Origin of the sequence: Pseudomonas sp. YL2 (assembly GCF_023063025.1) — a bacterium.
In the GTDB taxonomy this organism is placed as follows: domain Bacteria; phylum Pseudomonadota; class Gammaproteobacteria; order Pseudomonadales; family Pseudomonadaceae; genus Aquipseudomonas; species Aquipseudomonas putida_A.
This window is the reverse complement of sequence record NZ_JAJSLU010000002.1, coordinates 275,411-293,115: the sequence shown is the minus strand read 5'-3', so window position 1 is coordinate 293,115 and position 17,705 is coordinate 275,411. Positions and strand designations below refer to the sequence as shown.

18 protein-coding genes are annotated in these 17,705 nt (G+C 52.8%); 4 read left to right on the top strand and 14 right to left on the bottom strand.

Translation table 11 applies throughout. From position 1 onward, the window contains the following. Positions 1-39: 39 nt before the first annotated feature. A complete protein-coding gene (locus LVD08_RS04335; RefSeq protein WP_247267513.1) occupies positions 40-516 on the top strand; it encodes a helix-turn-helix domain-containing protein in 477 nt (158 codons plus the stop codon). A 321-nt stretch (positions 517-837) separates the two neighbouring features. On the opposite strand, the gene LVD08_RS04330 is transcribed toward LVD08_RS04335, so the two are convergent. The 13 genes from LVD08_RS04330 to LVD08_RS04270 all read right to left on the bottom strand — a co-directional run bounded on the left by LVD08_RS04330 (position 838) and on the right by LVD08_RS04270 (position 13,083). Next, positions 838-1,191: a hypothetical protein gene (locus LVD08_RS04330; protein ID WP_247267512.1), complete on the bottom strand. Its 354-nt coding sequence runs from the start codon at positions 1,189-1,191 to the stop codon at positions 838-840. Between the two features lie 516 nt (positions 1,192-1,707). Then, positions 1,708-3,510 (bottom strand): TniQ family protein, encoded by a 1,803-nt coding sequence (locus LVD08_RS04325; RefSeq protein ID WP_247267511.1) that lies wholly within the window; start codon positions 3,508-3,510, stop codon positions 1,708-1,710. Between the two features lie 7 nt (positions 3,511-3,517). Then, positions 3,518-4,366: a hypothetical protein gene (locus tag LVD08_RS04320; protein ID WP_247267510.1), complete on the bottom strand. Its 849-nt coding sequence runs from the start codon at positions 4,364-4,366 to the stop codon at positions 3,518-3,520. Between the two features lie 89 nt (positions 4,367-4,455). Continuing rightward, positions 4,456-6,312, bottom strand: coding sequence for an integrase (locus tag LVD08_RS04315; protein WP_247267509.1), 1,857 nt, complete (start codon positions 6,310-6,312; stop codon positions 4,456-4,458). Continuing rightward, positions 6,302-6,820, bottom strand: coding sequence for a hypothetical protein (locus LVD08_RS04310; protein ID WP_247267508.1), 519 nt, complete (start codon positions 6,818-6,820; stop codon positions 6,302-6,304). The genes LVD08_RS04315 and LVD08_RS04310 overlap by 11 nt, the downstream gene beginning before the upstream one ends. A 262-nt stretch (positions 6,821-7,082) precedes the next feature. Beyond that, positions 7,083-7,694 carry a dTMP kinase gene (locus LVD08_RS04305; protein WP_247267507.1) on the bottom strand — a complete coding sequence of 204 codons (612 nt, stop codon included), beginning with the start codon at positions 7,692-7,694 and terminating at the stop codon, positions 7,083-7,085. 131 nt (positions 7,695-7,825) lie between these two features. Beyond that, complete coding sequence (locus LVD08_RS04300; RefSeq protein WP_247267506.1) at positions 7,826-8,263, bottom strand: SRPBCC family protein; 438 nt, start codon at positions 8,261-8,263, stop codon at positions 7,826-7,828. Between the two features lie 102 nt (positions 8,264-8,365). Next, positions 8,366-8,752: a nuclear transport factor 2 family protein gene (locus LVD08_RS04295; protein WP_247267505.1), complete on the bottom strand. Its 387-nt coding sequence runs from the start codon at positions 8,750-8,752 to the stop codon at positions 8,366-8,368. 59 nt (positions 8,753-8,811) lie between these two features. Next, positions 8,812-9,192: a nuclear transport factor 2 family protein gene (locus LVD08_RS04290; protein ID WP_247267504.1), complete on the bottom strand. Its 381-nt coding sequence runs from the start codon at positions 9,190-9,192 to the stop codon at positions 8,812-8,814. A gap of 69 nt (positions 9,193-9,261) precedes the next feature. Further along, on the bottom strand, positions 9,262-10,005 hold the full coding sequence (locus LVD08_RS04285) for an SDR family oxidoreductase (RefSeq protein WP_247267503.1): 744 nt from the start codon (positions 10,003-10,005) through the stop codon (positions 9,262-9,264). Between the two features lie 32 nt (positions 10,006-10,037). Continuing rightward, positions 10,038-11,141 carry an alkene reductase gene (locus LVD08_RS04280; RefSeq protein WP_247267502.1) on the bottom strand — a complete coding sequence of 368 codons (1,104 nt, stop codon included), beginning with the start codon at positions 11,139-11,141 and terminating at the stop codon, positions 10,038-10,040. A 119-nt stretch (positions 11,142-11,260) separates the two neighbouring features. Beyond that, complete coding sequence (locus LVD08_RS04275; RefSeq protein ID WP_247267501.1) at positions 11,261-12,544, bottom strand: cation:dicarboxylate symporter family transporter; 1,284 nt, start codon at positions 12,542-12,544, stop codon at positions 11,261-11,263. Between the two features lie 113 nt (positions 12,545-12,657). Then, positions 12,658-13,083, bottom strand: coding sequence for a VOC family protein (locus LVD08_RS04270; protein ID WP_039762906.1), 426 nt, complete (start codon positions 13,081-13,083; stop codon positions 12,658-12,660). 154 nt (positions 13,084-13,237) lie between these two features. Between LVD08_RS04270 and LVD08_RS04265 the strand changes: the two genes are divergently transcribed. Continuing rightward, positions 13,238-14,128 (top strand): LysR substrate-binding domain-containing protein, encoded by an 891-nt coding sequence (locus LVD08_RS04265; RefSeq protein WP_247267500.1) that lies wholly within the window; start codon positions 13,238-13,240, stop codon positions 14,126-14,128. Positions 14,129-14,140: 12 nt separating this feature from the next. On the opposite strand, the gene LVD08_RS04260 is transcribed toward LVD08_RS04265, so the two are convergent. Beyond that, positions 14,141-15,076 carry an AraC-like ligand-binding domain-containing protein gene (locus LVD08_RS04260; protein ID WP_027611804.1) on the bottom strand — a complete coding sequence of 312 codons (936 nt, stop codon included), beginning with the start codon at positions 15,074-15,076 and terminating at the stop codon, positions 14,141-14,143. Between the two features lie 562 nt (positions 15,077-15,638). Between LVD08_RS04260 and oxdA the strand changes: the two genes are divergently transcribed. Further along, the gene (oxdA, locus tag LVD08_RS04255; RefSeq protein WP_097089776.1) at positions 15,639-16,694 is read left to right on the top strand and encodes an aliphatic aldoxime dehydratase; all 1,056 of its coding nucleotides are present in this window, start codon (positions 15,639-15,641) and stop codon (positions 16,692-16,694) included. An 87-nt stretch (positions 16,695-16,781) separates the two neighbouring features. Further along, positions 16,782-17,648, top strand: a complete 867-nt coding sequence (locus tag LVD08_RS04250; RefSeq protein WP_247267499.1) for a transporter — start codon at positions 16,782-16,784, stop codon at positions 17,646-17,648. Positions 17,649-17,705 lie beyond the last annotated feature (57 nt).

Below are 17,705 nucleotides of genomic sequence, written 5' to 3'. Positions count from 1 at the left end.
TAATCAATGTGGCTCTATCCTCAGCTTTGAGGAGCCGCCATGTCATTGAGAAATTCATTAGCCGCAGTCCTTCGGCTCATGAGAATTTCGCGCGGCCTCAGCAAAGACGACTTCCAGGGGGTAATTGATCCCAAACACTTGTACAACCTGGAGAGCGCCCGAAGCAGCGTCACGATCGATACGCTTGAAGCAGTGGCATCAGTGCTTCAAGTGGATGCCCTTACCCTTCTCACTGTCGCAGCGAGTCTCGAGCAGCGCGAATCTCACGATGAGTTACTCGGACGCCTCGGGATCGAAGGTAAGCAACTAGCCGAACTGGGTGTGCTCGCGAGATGGCATGGAGAGTTTCAGAACGGATCTCTGATTGCTACGCAGTCCGGTAGAAGGACATCTCCAGATAAGGTAGAAGCGATCCTTAATTGCCGCGCTCAAGGGCTGAGCAGAAAAGAAACGGCCGATGAAGTGGGCGTTTCTGCGACTACGGTGGGTAGGATTTGGAACCGCGTAGGCAAATAACTTTCCATGCGAACGCTACGAAGAGAGCCTCACTTTGCGGGCGGTCTCTGCGTTGATGTCCGCGATTTTTTCAAGGTCTTAACAACCCCTTTAGGCTCATTAAGCATACTCTCTGCTCGGCTTGGATCTATAAGTCGGATGATATCGAGCGCCGTAAACTCATAGCTCTCTGCTAGCAAGTCTAGCTCAGTAAAAAAAGATACAGCCTTCACCACGTCGGGATCGCGCAACAAAGGAATTAACGATTCGTACTCCTTAGTAATTCTGTTTGTTATAAAGAGAAGCTCTTGAACTCGATTCATTTCTGTTTCACCTCAGGGGTCAAGACTCAACTTGCTCAACACTGGCACTCGATAAACTTTTTCCTCGATCAGGCAAGTCATTTTGATCTCGCGGTTCGGTGTATATATCCACAAGCTGCTTGACCGCCTTAGTATTTATCGACCCTACCCCTCCCGGAAGCATGTCAACCGCCCCCACATATCGGCTCACTAAGAGATCCACGACCTCCGTCAGTGAATAGCCATATTTTAACCTGAGCTCTTTCAATTTATTGAAAAACTCGACATCCTGGACATAATCTGGTTCCTGCTTGCGTTGCTCGATTTCCCGAAAGACTTTTTCGAATTCATATTCTAACTGTCGTGCCTCGAGGAGAGGGTGAGAGCGCGCCATAATCAGACCTTTTCGATTGGATTACATCATCTTTTCATTGTAGCTCAATTGCCCATGTGAGACAGCAGGGCTAGCCGGCCTGTAAAATAAAATAAACGCTAGGATATCTACAATATTTTCAATAAGTTAAGCAGAAAATCGCGCCAGTGATGTTCGAGACGACAAACCGTCAGTCGGAATGTCAAATCCACCTCCGAACGGCGATTTGCAGGTGAAATTCGTTCATGACCAGACGAGTGTCTCGGGTAGATTCTTACAAAGATGGTAATGATCAGCCATGATAGCCAACTACCATATCGATGGCTTCTCCTGTCAATATATCCTGAATTGCGCGACTGTGTGTAGTCGTATTAGGGTGTTCCGATATGTCAATTTACGGAAATTGCCAATGTGCATGCGAAGCCACGTTCAGATAAAGCGTTAGAGCTTATAATTAAATTCAGTGGTTAGTTTTCATATGTGCTTAAAACACTCGCAGAGGAAGCACAGTAATTCTCTAGGTTTCGATTTCTAGGACTATTCCAACGCCCAAATCACCTGAGATAAATCTCCTGCATTGAATGTCGCATAGGCTAACGCAATAAGTTCGTCGCTGATGAGACGACTATGAACGCTCAGCCCTGCCCTTTTGATTTCAGTCCGATCTACAGGGAATGGTAGGGAGTACGGTCGACATACTTCTCGAATTAACTCAGCCTCATCGCGGGAAATTACCTCGAACGCCACACCAAGCATCCAGTAAGCAACCGCTAACTGGCGCGGAGTAGCCCACGAGTAATCAGGTGGCTCACTTGCAAAAGAAGTATCTGAAACTGGGTTCGCGTTGTTCCCTTTGCGCTGAGGAAAGAAGAAGGAACAAGCAAATCCAGAAGCCGTTCGCCAAGAAGGTTCACACAGCCAGACCCCCAGTAAAAAATCCAATACCGCCTTAGACGGCTTTTGATTCTGGTAAAGCTGCGTATCGGTGAAAATCCAGTTCTGAACCCTGGCAACTAATTGGAGCAACATCTCATTATCTGAAACGGCCTTCACGCCATCGCTTGTGAGCGGAAAGCTAACAAGCAACCTCGAGCTTGGGCTGCTGACGTATTCGCAATATGCACGCCACGCCTTATCCAATGGGGAGAAATGAGGGGTCGAAAGGCTAAGCAGAATTACAGGGGTCTCATGCTCGCAACAAACACACATCCCCTGCTGACGCCAAGCTAAGCGCCATGCTGGCAGACCCGCCTCCTTAATATCCACCTTGAAGCATTCGGGGCAATAGTTCGCACTATGCTTAAACGAGAGGTGGCTACTTGATCCGCGCTCAAAATGCCTGAAGACATCTTGCTCTCGGTCGCTAAAACATTGCCTGATATCAATCCTCTCATGCAACGTATCAGGATCGATCGTGATTGAAGTGCAACGACTGGCAAAGATGTCAACTGCGTTGAGTTGTGAGCTACTATCCGCGCGGACAGAAAGTCTTCCCATCCATGAGGAAAATGCCTCCCCGGGGCGCGGTGCCAGCAATGTTGATTTGGAGATAGACGGCTCTTCATCCACCCTAAGACCGTGATCAGCCAATGCCATTTGTACAAGGCTGGCCGCAATTCCGACATAGCCTCCGGATCTACAGTGCATCACTGTACTATCGAGCGATGGGGTGTCAGCCACACCATCACGGCTATCAAACAACCTAGCCATTACATCAGCTAAAAAACATTCAAATCGCTCGTCGTTGGTCATTGGGACAATGTGAAGCTGGTGTATGGAAACCTCCCTGCTTGCGATCGTCTCCATCACTTGCGGCATGGCGTCCGGAGCTCCAAATATCAAAACTGGGATGTCAGGACACCGACTCATTAATTCCTGCATGCTCCGCAAAGATTGTGTGGCTGTTGGTGAGGGAGGCTGAAGCCACTCATGTACGTCACGAATTATCAGACAGTCGTAGGCCCTTTCTGATATCAAATGCCAATATGCTTGCTCCAAGGTCGACTTGGCACCATGCCGTCGGAAGTCAGCCATCACCTCCTCTGGAAGGCGCAACGAGCAAACCAGATCTGAGGAAAAAAGCGTCGTTCCCTTTTCCGGATTACGCTGAACCGTGAAAACCTTTTTACCTTGTACAACAAGTTTTATTTCAAGTTGATCACACAGCGAGGAGGCACCGGCACCCGAAACTCCAGCAATTAGAAAAATCGGACGCGCGCTCTTTGGTTTTTCAAGAGAATAATAATTCCGAAGAGAATTGGAAACTACCAGATAAATGCCCTCATTGCCCGACAGTTCAGACCATTGGACGTTAATAGCTGAATTCCTGGGCTTTGGCATGAGCTAATCATTCCTCTACTACGCTATATTTGCTAACGTATGCCGGCCTATCTACTTTATGCTGCAAAATATCGAAAGCCTTCTGCAGGGATGCACAATTTAGATACTCGTCCCCACTCACAATAGCCAGCATGGATGCCTCCCTCAAAACTTCAACCATCGTCCTCAGCGGAGAGTATTCCTCCTTCGTGGCGTCAGCTATAATTACTCTTTTTGACAGTTCAAGTAGCTTTGTGCAGAAAGATTTATCTACGATAGATACCTGCTTGAGGGGCATTAGATTCACGAACCCCGATACAAATGCGTAAAAAGATTTGTCATATTTTAGCGGAGGCAAATTAGCAGTGCGCAAGTTGAAGCGAGTGCTTATAGTTGTATCGACGCTAAATAGCTTTTCAAGCTGCCGGGGATCTCCGCTCAAACAAATATTCATAGCCCAATTGACACCAGAAAAACCTTTGATGGCGCCTAACTCTATCTCGAGCTTCTTACTACTCAGAGCCAGAAGTATCGGGGCTTCGTCAATAAAGACTCCTCGCACATTATTTTCCCGGATCAACCTCTCTGCCATCGCGACATCGCGGTAACTTTTATTAAGAGGTCTGTGATCTGGATGAAACTGGAGTCCAACCTCCATTAGCATTAGTTTAGTCAAATCTAAGTTTGCGACATTCCTTACCAAATCAATGTAAATGACTTTTCCCGGCCAGTCGGAATTAAAGGTGCAACTTTGCGCTGCAATCAAAGCTCCGATGGTGCTCTTACCTTGGCCAGCCAGAGCTTTAATAGACATCCCAGAGTTATAAGACATACGAGGCAACGTCAACAAACTCTTGTAACTGTCGATCGCTCTCATAGCGACGTCTCGCGGTAGAAAAATCTCTCGCATGCAAGCGATTATCCGCTGTTCGTCGGTTAGGCTAGCGAAGTCTTCAGAGTTAGGTTTCATATGAAAATGCCTTTAAGAGGTTCAACTTCTGCCTCATCAAAGTCTTCCGACTCTTCATCTTTGCGTGGAATTGGACGGATGGGAGACTGAGCAAATGCGCCAACAGCTTCCGTTTGCCTTCCGTTCGCGATGTTACGAGCCCTATCTCGTGCCTCAATCTCAATTTGTTTTTTAAGCCCCCGCTGGCTCAAATGCACCCTTTCGCCGGCTGCGGTAAGCGAACCTGGCCCGGGCTGACCATACTTATAGGACTTATACACCAGCATCGAGATGGGGCCATCCTCATAAGGTCGAAGCTTATCCAAGTCTGGGCCAAGCCTTCTGATGGGAATCCATTTTTTGTCATACTCAACCCAAGCACGATCAATGTCGGAATTATCAATTTTCACCCTAACTCGAGTTTTCGACTTGTTGAAATACGGCCCAGGCTCATATAGTAATCCTACAACGGCTATCCCTTCCCTTCTAACCGTAACACGGTGTTCATGATACATTTCAATGACAAAGGCTAATGGATCTTCGAACCTCGGTGGTGTTCGAATAACCCCGTCATGGTCACCGTATGCATTTACCCAGCGCTGATTTGATGTGAGACCGTCCGAACCTACCTTTTCGTGTCTTCTACAAATTTCAGTAACGACTAGCTTGAAAGTATCCTCAATAGAATATAACGCGGAGTCTTGCACCTTGGTTCCGCGTGGCTTTTTCCCGGAAGACGGTACGGCCCCCTCAAGTGTCTGGATGAAATAACGATTGACTATTCCAAGTCCTCGTTCAATTGAACCGCCGCTCTGCTTCCGTCTTCTCCGCTTGTGCGTGACGCCATGGAGCGCACAGGCTGCTGTTACTGTATTTGCGTTAAGGTCAGCCCCCCCATCTACTAGAAGGAGGGACATGCGCCCGTATTGAATCCACTTGTAAGTTTCATCAAGATCGAGAGAGCGAAGCAGCTCATCCTTCGGTTTGATTGCCATATCAATGGCTTGAGCAAGTGTCCATCGGCTAGGTGCACCAAAATAGAGTGCGAAGCCCAGATACGCTTTCGTGAATTTGTCCTTCACCAACATTAGGTATGGGCGACCTAAGACTCGCCCCGTGTGCTTGCATCTCACATGAAGGTCAAGTGGACTTCCATCTGCCTCAACAATTTCAAGGGGGGCAGAAGCAATCATTCCATAAGGATAGCTGCCAAATTCGTCGGCGGCAGCTTCATACCCCTTCTTAGCTTTTACCCTTTCGCGCTCGGTAAGAATCACTCGTAGCCGCCGCCGTATCGTGCTGGGCGATGGTGCATCCCCAATTTTATCGTGACAGATCGTGATGATTGTATCGATCACCTGCTGCTCGTTAGCACCAGGGCCGGTATAATCTTTAGCTATCTCCTGAATCAGCTCTTCAACCACACTTGGGAACTGAGTCTCGCCTTTAGTGCGTCCAGATTTTTTTGGAACAAAGATTGTCCAGGACTTATGCACCAAGTAGGCGTTCCTGAGTTTCCTGACCATTGTACTGCCCAGGCCCATCAGAATCTTAGCCTCTTCAAGCGTTATCTCATCACTTATCAACCGTATCATTATATGTTCACGGCATTTAGCGAACTCGATCTCTTGCGGGGTATACGGAGACACCGAACGAATGTCACCCTCAACAATAGGGGCCTCGGAGATAGCCCTGCCTCTAATATCTTCGACGCTATCATCTGATATCCTAACAACATTGTCTTCAGCCACTTCAATGAGCTCTGGCAACGATCCTCTGAGGTAAACACGATTTTTTGCAGAGTCGTAATCGACAACTGTAAAAACACCTGGACTATTACGCAGAAAAACCAAATTACCAGGTTCATACTTCATCTTCGCCCACTCCAATCTCTGGCTCCATGAAGCCGTCGACTTTGTTACTTGCAATCCTAGCCTTTACCAACGATCTAGTTGGGGCATCGATTCCGAGCTGAGTACAGAACCAACATACATCAAGATAAACCACCTCAACAGAGCGCTTGTAGTTCCCGGAGTCTTGCTCCAGCACTGCTAGCACTAAGAAGTTAATGGCTGCATCCACTTCATATGTTGTCCCATTGACGGATGCCAAGCGAAGAAACTCACTAAAATATTCAGAAAAATTACTATATTTTTTCCGACTTGCTGAACCTGACGCTGCTGCTTTAACTACTTCCCGTACATGTTCACGAAAACGATCTGAAGGGTTCTCTTCAGCCAGTACGTGATCTGATGGCAATAAGAACTTTTCTCCGTCTCGCAATCGCCGAAGATAAAGCTCGTTTTTATCCCAATTAGCTCTAAGAACGTAACAGAGTTCTGGGCTGCGAGTGGTGCGAACAAAGGTGCCGATCGCGATCATGGCTGCGGGCCTCGGAAGGTAATTCCTCCTTATAAGGCTAGGCTGCGCTTACAAACTGACCAGTGCCGCTTGTCCAAAAGAACACAGGTATGTAACCTATTGATTTTATTGAACACCGTTTCACTAAACTGTGTTTATAGTGATTAAAAAAAACACAGATTACTGAACCATCACTTGAATTGTCTTGCAATACAATCAATTAGAGCGAGTACGCTGTATCAAGAAAATGGACATGCACCAACATCTGTCTCCACTCCAACAATCACTCCAGCACCCTATAGATCTCAGAAACCACCTGCACCGTAGCGTCTTCGATTGTTCCCTCATTACGGCACAGAACCCAACCGTGCTCCTTGACCGCTTGCTCGAACATCTCCGTACACGCCATATGCTCTGCGTACTTCTGGATCACAGTGCCGCCCAATCCTCGCGATCTTGTCGCAGCCCTTGCCCATGAAATGTCCGGATTGGTGACAACGCCAACATGCAGGTCAGGCACTCGCACGTCTCGATCCAGGTTCAACTGGAGAATCTCGGCAAACGGGATGGTTCGGCGAAACGCTGCATCAGACGGATACCAGCGATCAATCAGGATAATGCTGTCCAGCGGCTGCTCCGTCAGCACGTTTCGGGAAATCCAGCGCCGACTATCAGCCAGGCGCTGGCACACAGCCCATTCCAGATCCCGGGAAGGATTTCTGACAAGCGAGTTGATCAGGGCCATGGTTTCACCCCGGAAAGGATCGCTTTTTCTCTCGCAGAGCCGGATGACTTTCTTGTTGCCGGCCCTCAGTGCCGTCGTAACGGCCTCCAACAGCGTGGTTTTGCCGGTGCCTTTGGGGCCATCCAGAGAAACAAACAGCGGACGATTCATTGTTCACATAACGATGGATTTATGGAGGGTCACTCTAACCGCATTCCTGGCATTTCTGGCATTCCAGTGGCTGAATTGTCATTTCCAATGGCATAGCCCTGCCCTCACCCTACTTCACCGCCCTCCTCAGCTTATTGCTGGAGAAATGACTGGAGACTGTTGTGGCCGTCCACGATCAGTCCTCTAACGAGCGCCTCATAGTGTTCGGCAGTATTGAGATCTTGCAGATCGAAGCTTGCAGACCGGCGGATGAACGTCTTTGACTGTCCAGTCAGCGAGGCTAATTGAACAGTAGCTACATAGTTGTCCAGCGGTAACGGCGCCTCCTCCAAGCGATAAGACAGCGTCGTATTGCGATCATCGACCGACAAAAGACGCTCTCTGACCACAGCACCATCGATCAATATGAGTTTGCGAATACAGCCAACCAATCCATCGGGCTGGTTTCCCTCAATGCTGCTTTCCAAAATGGAGGGATGCCATTTACCAATCTCACCGAACCTCTTCAACACGCTCCAGGCGTGCGCTATGTCGCTGTCCAGGACAGCGGAGAACTCAACCATCGACATCGTGTACACCCTCAAAATCAACTGTTTTCGAACCTGACCTCTGCGCACGTCAGAGGTGGATGAAATCCGGTCCCGGTATGGATCAACAGGACCGGAAGACGCTCAACCTGCGAATTGGTGATAAACCTTGGCAATGACCTTCCAGGCCCCGTCGATTTTGATCAGGGTCAGGTAATCGTTGTAATCAGCGCCGATTGCATCCTGTTCCATATCGACACGAACTACGGCGGTGGTTGGCGTGATCGCCAGTACGTCGAGTCGGGTGATGATGTTCGGGGCATCGCCGTTCTTCTCTACGAAATCAAACAGATTCCTGATCGGGCCGCCCAGCAGTTCACCATTGGTGAATCCGTACATCACAGCGTCTTTATGGAACGCCTGCGCAACGCTCTGTGCACTGCCCACACGCAGCCCTTCAACATACTGATTGGCAATGGCGATGACAGCGTTGTACTCAGCGGTGGGTACTGCCTTGATGTTTTTCGACATGGGTCTGTCCTTCCAGTAAGGACGAGGCGCGACGCACCTCGCCAATTGCATTCAACGGCTTAGGCGCTTGGGTGGGTGTGGTAGATCTTGCTGACAATCGTCCACTGACCTTCAACCTTCAACAGGTTGAAAAAATCGGTGAAACGAAATCCTGAAACATTGTCGGTATCGACCCGGGCGCTGGCTGCCGTGCCTACGATGTCGATGCGAACGATCGCTGCTTGCGCTTCCGGAGACGGGCGGAAAGCGTTATCGATGACGTCGTACAGGTTCTGGATCGCACCGCCGACGAGCTTGCCTTCGTCGGCCCCGAACATGGTGGCCTGCTGGTTGAAGGCGGGCTTCATCAAGGCGCTGTCAGCTTTGGCACCACCTTCGTTGTACTGGCTGAGCACGTCGACGATTGCGTTGTATTCCTGAACATAAGTTGAAGTGGACATGAGGTATTCCTGAGTTAGTAAATGGCTGAAGAAAGCAAGGAAGGTTTACGGACGAGGCTCGGTAAACAGTCACCAATCCTGGCGCGTCGGCGAGATGATCAGGTCGTTGACGGTGACGTTTTCCGGTTGGTTGAGCGCGTAAATCACGGCTCCCGCGATGTCGTCGGGGGCGATGGCAATTCGGTTGAGCGCTTGGGCAGCCTTGCGCCCTTCAGGATCACTGACCTTGTCAGCCCAGCCGGTATTGATGACACCCGGGCTGACCGTGTTGACGCGGATGCCGTGCTGCACACCGAGCTCCTTGCGCATGGACTCGGTCATGGCCTGAACGAAAAATTTTGTTGCGCTGTAAACACCCGCCGCCGGTCCGACCTGATGACCGGCAACAGAGTCCATATTGAGAATCTGCCCGGACTTGCGCTCCAGCATGAAAGGCAGCACCGCCGCCGTAGTGTTGAGGTAGCCTTTGATATTCACGTCGATCATCTTTTCCCAGTCCTGCACCGCCAGGTCGACCCAGTTGGAAAAAAGCATCAGCCCGGCGTTGTTCACCAGAATGTCTACGGCGCCGTAGGTCTCATGCGCAAATTGCGCCAGCCCCTGGGTTTGATGCGCCTGAGTCACGTCGGTGGTAAAAGCGACCACTTCGTTACCGCCCGCCCGCAACTCGGCGACAAAGCTTTCCAGACCCTGTTCATCCAGTGCGGCGGCCACTACGCGCACGCCTTGGGCGACAAGCGCGCGGGTGGTGGCGGCGCCGATGCCGGAAGATGCGCCGGTGACGATGGCTACTTTGTTCTGCAGATAATTCATGCTCATTACCTCTTATCGATAAATGCCGTCGTTCAGGCGTTCGCGGTTGGCCAGTCGATGTAACCCTTGGCACCGCCGCCGTAGTAACTCTCGCGTGGCGCGATGGTGAGCTCGATCCCGCGACGCAAGCGCTCCACGAGGTCGGGGTTGGCAATGAACAAACGACCAAACGCCACCGCATCGATCCGCCCCTGCGCACGACGCTCTAGCGCCATCGGCAGGTCGTAGTTGTTATTGCCAATGAATGGCCCTTCGAACTGCGCACTCAGCGCGTCCAGATCCACGCCTTCCGGGACCGTGCGGGAGGTCGCCGTGGCGCCTTCGACAAAATGCAGATAAGCCAGATTGAATTGATTGAGCTGCTGAATCAGGTAACCGTAAGTCGCCATGACATTGCTGTCGGGAGGTGTATTTCCGGCATCGGGTGTAACTGGCGAGAGGCGAATACCGACCCGATCGCTACCCCAGATCGAAATCACGGCGGCGGTGACTTCCAGCGTCAGTCGAGCCCGGTTCTCGATGGAGCCGCCATATGGGTCAGTGCGTTGATTGGTGGAATCGCGCAGGAACTGGTCAAGCAGATAGCTGTTGGCGGAATGCACTTCCACACCATCGAAACCAGCTCGCCGGGCATTCTCTGCGGCCAGTTTGTACTGCTCGATGATTCCAGGGATCTCCGAGGTTTCCAGTGCGCGAGGCATCGACACCTCGACAAAGCCTTTCTCGGTGTAGGTGCTGCCTTCGGCCTTGATCGCCGAAGGCGCTACTGGCGCTTCTCCGTTGGGTTGTAGCTCGACACTCGAAAAGCGCCCCACGTGCCACAACTGACTGACGATTTTGCCGCCCGCCGCGTGCACCGCGTCAGTGACTCTTTTCCAGCCAGCTACCTGTGCCTCCGACCAGATACCCGGGGTCATGGCGTAACCCCGCCCCTGGGGAGAAATATTGGTCGCTTCGGCGATGATCAAGCCTGCACTGGCGCGCTGGGCGTAGTAAGTCGCGTGCATTTCATTCGGTACGCCGTCTTCGGCCATTCGGCTGCGTGTCACAGGTGCCATGACAATTCGGTTAGCCAATTGGAGTGCGCCCATTTGCATGGGCGAAAAAAGATCGGTATCAAACGTGTTAGCCTTCATAAAATCCTCGACTGAATAGACCGGTCGTCTAGTGGAAGGTTAAAAAAATACGCCCCTCTGTCAGCAGGCGTTTGCTGGTGATAATGCTGTTTCAAAAGCTGCCATCGTGTTCACGACTGTTACCGGCAGCGTTGCACCTGGTCACACAGGTGGTCGTCTGTATAACCCGTTCGTGAGGGCTCTAGTGCGACTTTCTCCCACTTGCTGATAACCAGCGGCGCAATCGCATTGCCCAGTACATTGAGCGTGGTGGTGCCGCTGTCGATAATCCTGAAAATGCCGGCGATCAATGCCACACCTTCCAACGGAAGACCGGCAGAGGCCAAGGTGGCTGACAAGATCACGATTGCAAACCCAGGCACACCTGCGGCGCCCTTCGAGGTCAGTACCATCGTCACGACCAACAGAATCTGCTGTGACAGAGACAGGTCTATCCCATAGAGTTGCGCCACAAAAATGGTCGCCACCCCGAGAAAAATCGATGCGCCATCGAGATTGAACGCATACCCCACCGGCACCACAAAACTGACGATCCGACGCGGTACACCGTAGCTTTCCAGTTTGGTCATCAGTTGCGGCATGACGGCGGCTGAGGCGGCACTGGAAAACGCCAGAATCAACTCATTGCGAAAGTAGCGAATCAACTTGAAGATGTTTTCGCCAATCAAGTAGCAAATACCGCCGAGTATCACTAGCGCAAAGACAATCAGCGCCAGATACACCACCCCAATCAACTTGAGCAGCGGCAACAGCGAGGCAAAACCAAACGTCGCGACGGTCGCGCCGATCATGCCGAATACCCCTATCGGCGCGTAAGCCATGACTATGGAAACCACCTTGAACATCGCATCGGAAAGGCTCTGCACGACCGCAATAAATGGCGCGCTTTTGTCTTTGGGCAAAGCATTCAACGCCAGCCCCAACAGCACAGCGAAGAACAGTACCGACAGCAACTTCGCTTCTGACATTGCCACTATCACGTTGTCTGGAACGATGTTCTGCAAAATCACCAGCGCCCCTTTGGACGGCTCAAGCGTGATCGATGCAGCGCCATGCGAAAGGCCTGAAATATCTGCTCCTCGTCCTGGTTCGAAGAGGTTGGCAAAACACAGGCCTATGACGATGGCCAGCGCGGTAATCGCAAAGAAGTAGCCGAGCGACTTCGCACCCATACGCCCGAACGATTTGCTGTCACCGCCGCCCGCGATCCCCAAAATCATGCAACAGAACACGATCGGAACAACCACCATCTTCATCATCTTGATAAAGATGTCACCGAGCGGTTTGAGGATCTCCGTACTCACCCATGTCTGATAGTGCGGATGCGTATTGAAGTACCAACCTGCAAGCACGCCAAGCAATAGCCCGGCAACGATTTGCCACACCAAGGGAATACGTTTCATGTCTAGCCTTCTTGTTGGAATGAAAGGTCTGCGTCTATTCGCAGTTGCTAGAGTCATGAGCTTCCAGCTCACTTGAGATCGAATGGCACAAACGGGTTGTGCCATGCGTGTTCCTATTTAGCGAAGAGCTGGCTCATATCCTTGAACGCCTTGAATTCAAGAGCGTTGCCGCACGGGTCAAAGAGAAACATGGTGGCTTGCTCGCCTACCTGGCCTTTAAACCGAATGTACGGTTCGATCACAAACTCGGTACCAAACGACTTCAGACGTTCGGCCAGCGCTTCCCATTGTTCCCAACCCAAAATGATGCCGAAGTGCGGAACCGGGACATCGTGTCCGTCGACCGGGTTGCTGTGAACGCTCTCTTGTGAGGCTGTTTTCGGATGTTCGTGGATCACCAGTTGGTGACCATAAAAATCGAAATCGACCCATTGCGTGCTGGAGCGCCCTTCTTCAAGACCAAAGACCTCACCGTAAAAGGTGCGCGCCGCAGCCAGGTCGTAAACAGGGATCGCGAGGTGAAATGGCGAGAGGCTCATCAGAACTCCAAATATTTTTTGTTGGTTAGCGAACATTTCCACCGTCATCGGCTCTCTGGATTCAGCCGGTGCCGGGGATGGAAAACATCCTAGGACGGAAAACCAAACATAAAAATCAATATATATTTCTCAGAAACACAATTAATATTTGTGAATGATCAAAGAACTGAAAACACTCATTGCGGTGGCGCGGGAAGGCACATTCGCCGCTGCCGGGAACAAGATCGGCCTGACCCAGGCCGCTGTCAGCGCGCAGATTCAGCGCCTGGAAACCGAACTCGGTTTTGAGATTTTCGACAGGAAAGGACGTTCGGCCCATCTGAACAAAATGGGTCACCAGATACTTCTGCAGGCGCAGGAGTTACTCAGGCTATACGACAATCTGGGTTCCACTGCGCAGGGCCAACCTACCAACATACTCATCAACATCGGTGCGATCGCATCCGTGCAACGTTCCTATTTGCCCGATGCGCTGGCGAAGTTTCACCAGCAGTGTCCGCAATGCCGTACACGTGTCATTCCAGGGCTTTCAATGGAGATGGTGAACCTCGTAGACGCCGGCGAAATCGACATGGCTGTCATCATTCGACCGCCCTTCTCTCTTCAAAGTGACCTGCGCTGGACGACGCTGGCGCGAGAGCCCTACCGACTGATCGTGCCACGCGAGCTGGAGGGAAATGACTGGTCGGAACTGCTGTCCAGCCAGCCATTCATTCGCTATGACCGATCATCTTTCGGCGGCCGGCAGGTTGATCGTTTCCTGCGACAGATGCATTTCACCTTGCAGGAAGTTTGCGAACTGGATGAACTGGAGGCCATCATCAAACTGGTAGAAAAAGGTGTAGGCATAGCGCTGGTGCCACAGACAGAGCCCCATCAGGAATGGCCCGCAGGTGTACGAGCGATCGATTTGGGACAACACACCTTTCACCGGGATATCGGGCTGGTACATCGATCTCGACAGAGTTTCACCGAGCCTGTGCGAATTTTGGCTCAGCTTATAAGTGATCAGGCAGCTGAATGTCTTTCGCATGAGAAGCGTTAAAGCCCGTCCATTTCACTCTCGCCGCAGAAGAGTATGGGGAGCAATGCCGAAGGTCTTGCGAAAAGCGTGGCTGAAATGAGAGAAGTCCGAGAAGCCAAAATCCAGCGCTGCCTGGGAAATGCTACGGACTTGACCACGCTCGATCGCGTCGCGGCTGGCGAACAACCGTGCCTTCCAGATTTCCGCGACCGGCGATTTCTGATGGCGGGCGAAAGCGCGCGTCACTGTGCGCGTGGAGACATGGTGAGCTTGAGCAATGCGCTCGAGTGAAAGATCCGCCTCGGTCAAATACTGGTGGATGTAATTCATGATCCGGCCATACAGGTCCAGCTCGTCATGCGTCTGCTTCAAATCCTGGAGTTCCAGGCTGACCACCAAGAGGTCGAGCAACGTGCTGGAATAACGACTGGACAGGCCTGGTTTTTGGAAGCCTGAAGCCATGCTCGCGGCCTGGCGCAACATTTCGCGTAACGGAATTACCCCTGGGCGACGATCATCCAGAACCATGGCGGTGCACTCCGCTATTCCCGGCAGCCGCTGGCTGAGCAATTGTCGCGGAATGCGCACAAGGTGGTTATCGGTACCACCGAAGCTGAATCTGAAGGGCTGGGATGCGTCATAAAGGAACAGATCGTCCGCTGCCAGCTTCGTCCGCCGGTCAGCCTGCTCCAGTTCGCCATAACCGCTGCGGGTAAAGCCCAACCACAAATCGTCATTCGGGTCGCTGCGCAGGTGCTGGGCGGTCCGCTCCCAATAATGCAAGGGTGCGGACAACGTGCAGATGTCCAATGCCCCCATGCCATGCACCTCCAGCGCCCCGTCGAAATCGCTCTGCGCCAGCAGTTTGCTGTCTGCGTCCAGGCAATGGTGACACACCACCTCCTTCCAGTAATCGAACCGTTGGGGCGCCGTGACGGCAAGCGTTGAATACTGACATGTCTGGCTCATTGCATGGACCTCGCGGCGGCGGTTCAACAAAAAAGCGTGGTAACGTTTTTTGCGAGCTCAGCAATTATCAGGCCATCTGCTCAGTCTCACGCCCAGCGCTTAGCCGCGCCGCAAGATCGCCCTCCGCACACTTGGCAGACAGTGCCTCCCCAGCACTTCCCCTGCAACTTTCCTGAGCATTTCGTCCCTTGTTTCACAAGCCCCGCACCATCACTGCGCATCGATGAGCTGGCCATTTACGGCTGTCCTTTTTAACCAAACGGTTGTCCATTCGAGCCAAGCACATCCCATCTCCCCTCGATAATTTTCACTCCACGCCGTGTCCCTCCCGACACCAATGACGAGGTGCCTCATGCAACGACGAGAACAGCAGCGACTGTCCGATTCGTCCTGGTTTTTACAGCGCTGGGACATGGCACCCGAAGAGTTCGCCAGTTACCTGGTGCAACTCGGGACCTTGGCGCTGCAACGCCGATGGCGTGGTCCTGATCGCAAAACAACAACATCCACTGGCCTGTAGAACAGCGAACCGTCCGTTTGAGACGGGAATAAAGGAGCCCCCATGGAATCTGCAATCGATAAACATCTGAAATGTCCGCGGACTTTGTCGCGTCGCGTCCACGACGAATACCAGCCACCCTTCCCCATGTTTGTGGGACGGGCTGACGAAAACGTGAAGCAAGTCGTGATGGCTTACCTCGGGGTGCAATTTCGCGAAGAACAACGCGCCGCCGCCCTGCAGGCCATACGCTACATTGACGCCAGCTTCGCCCTCGCCGATGGCCCCGGGCATTACGACCTGACCTACCACCTCGACAATCAGGGGTATGGAAACTTCATCGCCGTGGGCTACTGGCGTGATCCCGTCGCCTATCACCGTTGGCTGCTTTCACCGCCGGTGGCGAATTGGTGGGGCGACGATGCGCGTCTGAGCGAGGGGCTGGGATATTTCCGCGAGGTCATGGCCCCGCGCGCCGAGCAGTTCGAAACGCTGTATGCCTTCAAAGACGATTTGCCAGGCGTCGGTGCGGTCATGGACGGCATCAGCGGCGAGATTGAAGAGCACGGCTACTGGGGTTCGGCGCGCGACCGCTTTGCCATCTCCCAGACCGACTGGATGCAGCCGACCAGTGAGCTGCAAGTCATTTCAGGCGATCCGGCCAAGGGCGGCAGGGTCGTCGTACGTGGCCACGACAACCTGACGCTGATCCGCTCCGGACAAGACTGGGTCGAAGCCGGCGAGGAAGAACGCGCGCTCTATTTCAACGAGATGCTGCCGCCCCTGCAAGACGGCATGAACTTCCTGCGTGACGAGGGGCAGGCGCTGGGCTGCTATAGCAACCGTTTCGTACGCAATATCGACCTCGATGGCAATCTCCTCGACATCGCCTATGACATCGGTCACTGGCGATCGCTCGACAAGCTGGAGCGCTGGGCAGAATCCCACCCCACTCACCTGCGCATTTTCACCACGTTCTTCCGCGTGATCGGCGGTCTTTCGAAGCTGCGGCTGTATCACGAGGTCTCGGTGGCGGATGGTAGCCAGCAACTGTTCGAGTACATCAACTGCCACCCGCAGACCGGGATGATGCGCGACGCACACGTGTCGCCCGCCTGACTCCATCGCTGACTCCACTTTTAGCCCTGCGCGTTGCCTGACTGGCGATAGCGGGGCTCTTTTTGCCCGAAAAAAGGATCTTCGATCATGAAACGGTTCCGCTACCTGGCGCTTGCAGCCCTGCTCCCCAGCCTTTCCTCCCACGCGCTTGAGGTCGATCCTGGCGACTACGAGCCGCTCCCCGTGGGCGCGACCATCGGCGTGGTCTACTACCAGCACGCCAGCACCGACAAAGCCTATTCCAACGGGCACAAGACCAGTTCCGATTTCAACCTGACGTCCGACGTCGGCATTTTGCGTCTGCTGCACGTCTACCAGTTGAGCGAGCGGCTGACCATCGAGCCGCAATTCCTGTTGCCCTTCGGCCATGTGTCAGGCGGTGGTGATGCGTCTGCGCTGGGCGACGCCAGCGGCATCGGCGACCTCATTCTTACTGCGCCACTCAAGTACCGTCTCAACGACGCCAACGACACTCTCGGTGCGACCGCTTACCTGTACGTGCCGACTGGCAACTACGACAAGGACGACGCGCTCAACCTTGGCGAGAACCGTTGGAAATTCGATCTGCAGGCCGCTTACGTCAAGCACTTCACAGAAAAGTGGGCCATCGACCTCGTCGGTGACGCCATCTGGTACGGGGACAACAACGACTACGGCGCCAGCTCTGCCCGTCGCGAGCAGGACGTTTCCTATGGCGCCCAGTTGATGGGGCGCTACATGCCCGACGAGACGACGGCGCTGGCGATCGGCTTCGGCCACAGTTGGGGTGGGGAAAACCAGGTCGATGGTGTCAACCAGGACGACAGGATGGAAACCACCAACGTCCGCCTCACGGCCAGAAAGTTTCTGACCGCCAGGGACCAATTCCAGGTGCAACTTGGACGCGACCTTGCGGTGGAGAACGGCCCCAAAGAGGACTTTCGCATGAACCTGCGCTACGTCAGGGTTTTCTAGCCCCCTCCTCTGCGCAGCCCGTATCAAGCGTGCCAACCGGCTCATGAGATGCCCCTG

Bases quoted from the DNA above. Each gene is read 5' to 3' on its own strand.
- LVD08_RS04290 (WP_247267504.1), bottom strand. From the start codon at position 9,192: ATGTCCACTTCAACTTATGTTCAGGAATACAACGCAATCGTCGACGTG.
- LVD08_RS04250 (WP_247267499.1), top strand. From the start codon at position 16,782: ATGAAACGGTTCCGCTACCTGGCGCTTGCAGCCCTGCTCCCCAGCCTT.
- LVD08_RS04295 (WP_247267505.1), bottom strand. From the start codon at position 8,752: ATGTCGAAAAACATCAAGGCAGTACCCACCGCTGAGTACAACGCTGTC.
- LVD08_RS04300 (WP_247267506.1), bottom strand. From the start codon at position 8,263: ATGTCGATGGTTGAGTTCTCCGCTGTCCTGGACAGCGACATAGCGCAC.
- LVD08_RS04270 (WP_039762906.1), bottom strand. From the start codon at position 13,083: ATGAGCCTCTCGCCATTTCACCTCGCGATCCCTGTTTACGACCTGGCT.
- LVD08_RS04305 (WP_247267507.1), bottom strand. From the start codon at position 7,694: ATGAATCGTCCGCTGTTTGTTTCTCTGGATGGCCCCAAAGGCACCGGC.
- LVD08_RS04265 (WP_247267500.1), top strand. From the start codon at position 13,238: ATGATCAAAGAACTGAAAACACTCATTGCGGTGGCGCGGGAAGGCACA.
- LVD08_RS04275 (WP_247267501.1), bottom strand. From the start codon at position 12,544: ATGAAACGTATTCCCTTGGTGTGGCAAATCGTTGCCGGGCTATTGCTT.
- LVD08_RS04320 (WP_247267510.1), bottom strand. From the start codon at position 4,366: ATGAGAGCGATCGACAGTTACAAGAGTTTGTTGACGTTGCCTCGTATG.
- LVD08_RS04325 (WP_247267511.1), bottom strand. From the start codon at position 3,510: ATGCCAAAGCCCAGGAATTCAGCTATTAACGTCCAATGGTCTGAACTG.
- LVD08_RS04330 (WP_247267512.1), bottom strand. From the start codon at position 1,191: ATGGCGCGCTCTCACCCTCTCCTCGAGGCACGACAGTTAGAATATGAA.
- oxdA (WP_097089776.1), top strand. From the start codon at position 15,639: ATGGAATCTGCAATCGATAAACATCTGAAATGTCCGCGGACTTTGTCG.
- LVD08_RS04315 (WP_247267509.1), bottom strand. From the start codon at position 6,312: ATGAAGTATGAACCTGGTAATTTGGTTTTTCTGCGTAATAGTCCAGGT.
- LVD08_RS04310 (WP_247267508.1), bottom strand. From the start codon at position 6,820: ATGATCGCGATCGGCACCTTTGTTCGCACCACTCGCAGCCCAGAACTC.
- LVD08_RS04285 (WP_247267503.1), bottom strand. From the start codon at position 10,005: ATGAATTATCTGCAGAACAAAGTAGCCATCGTCACCGGCGCATCTTCC.
- LVD08_RS04260 (WP_027611804.1), bottom strand. From the start codon at position 15,076: ATGAGCCAGACATGTCAGTATTCAACGCTTGCCGTCACGGCGCCCCAA.
- LVD08_RS04280 (WP_247267502.1), bottom strand. From the start codon at position 11,141: ATGAAGGCTAACACGTTTGATACCGATCTTTTTTCGCCCATGCAAATG.
- LVD08_RS04335 (WP_247267513.1), top strand. From the start codon at position 40: ATGTCATTGAGAAATTCATTAGCCGCAGTCCTTCGGCTCATGAGAATT.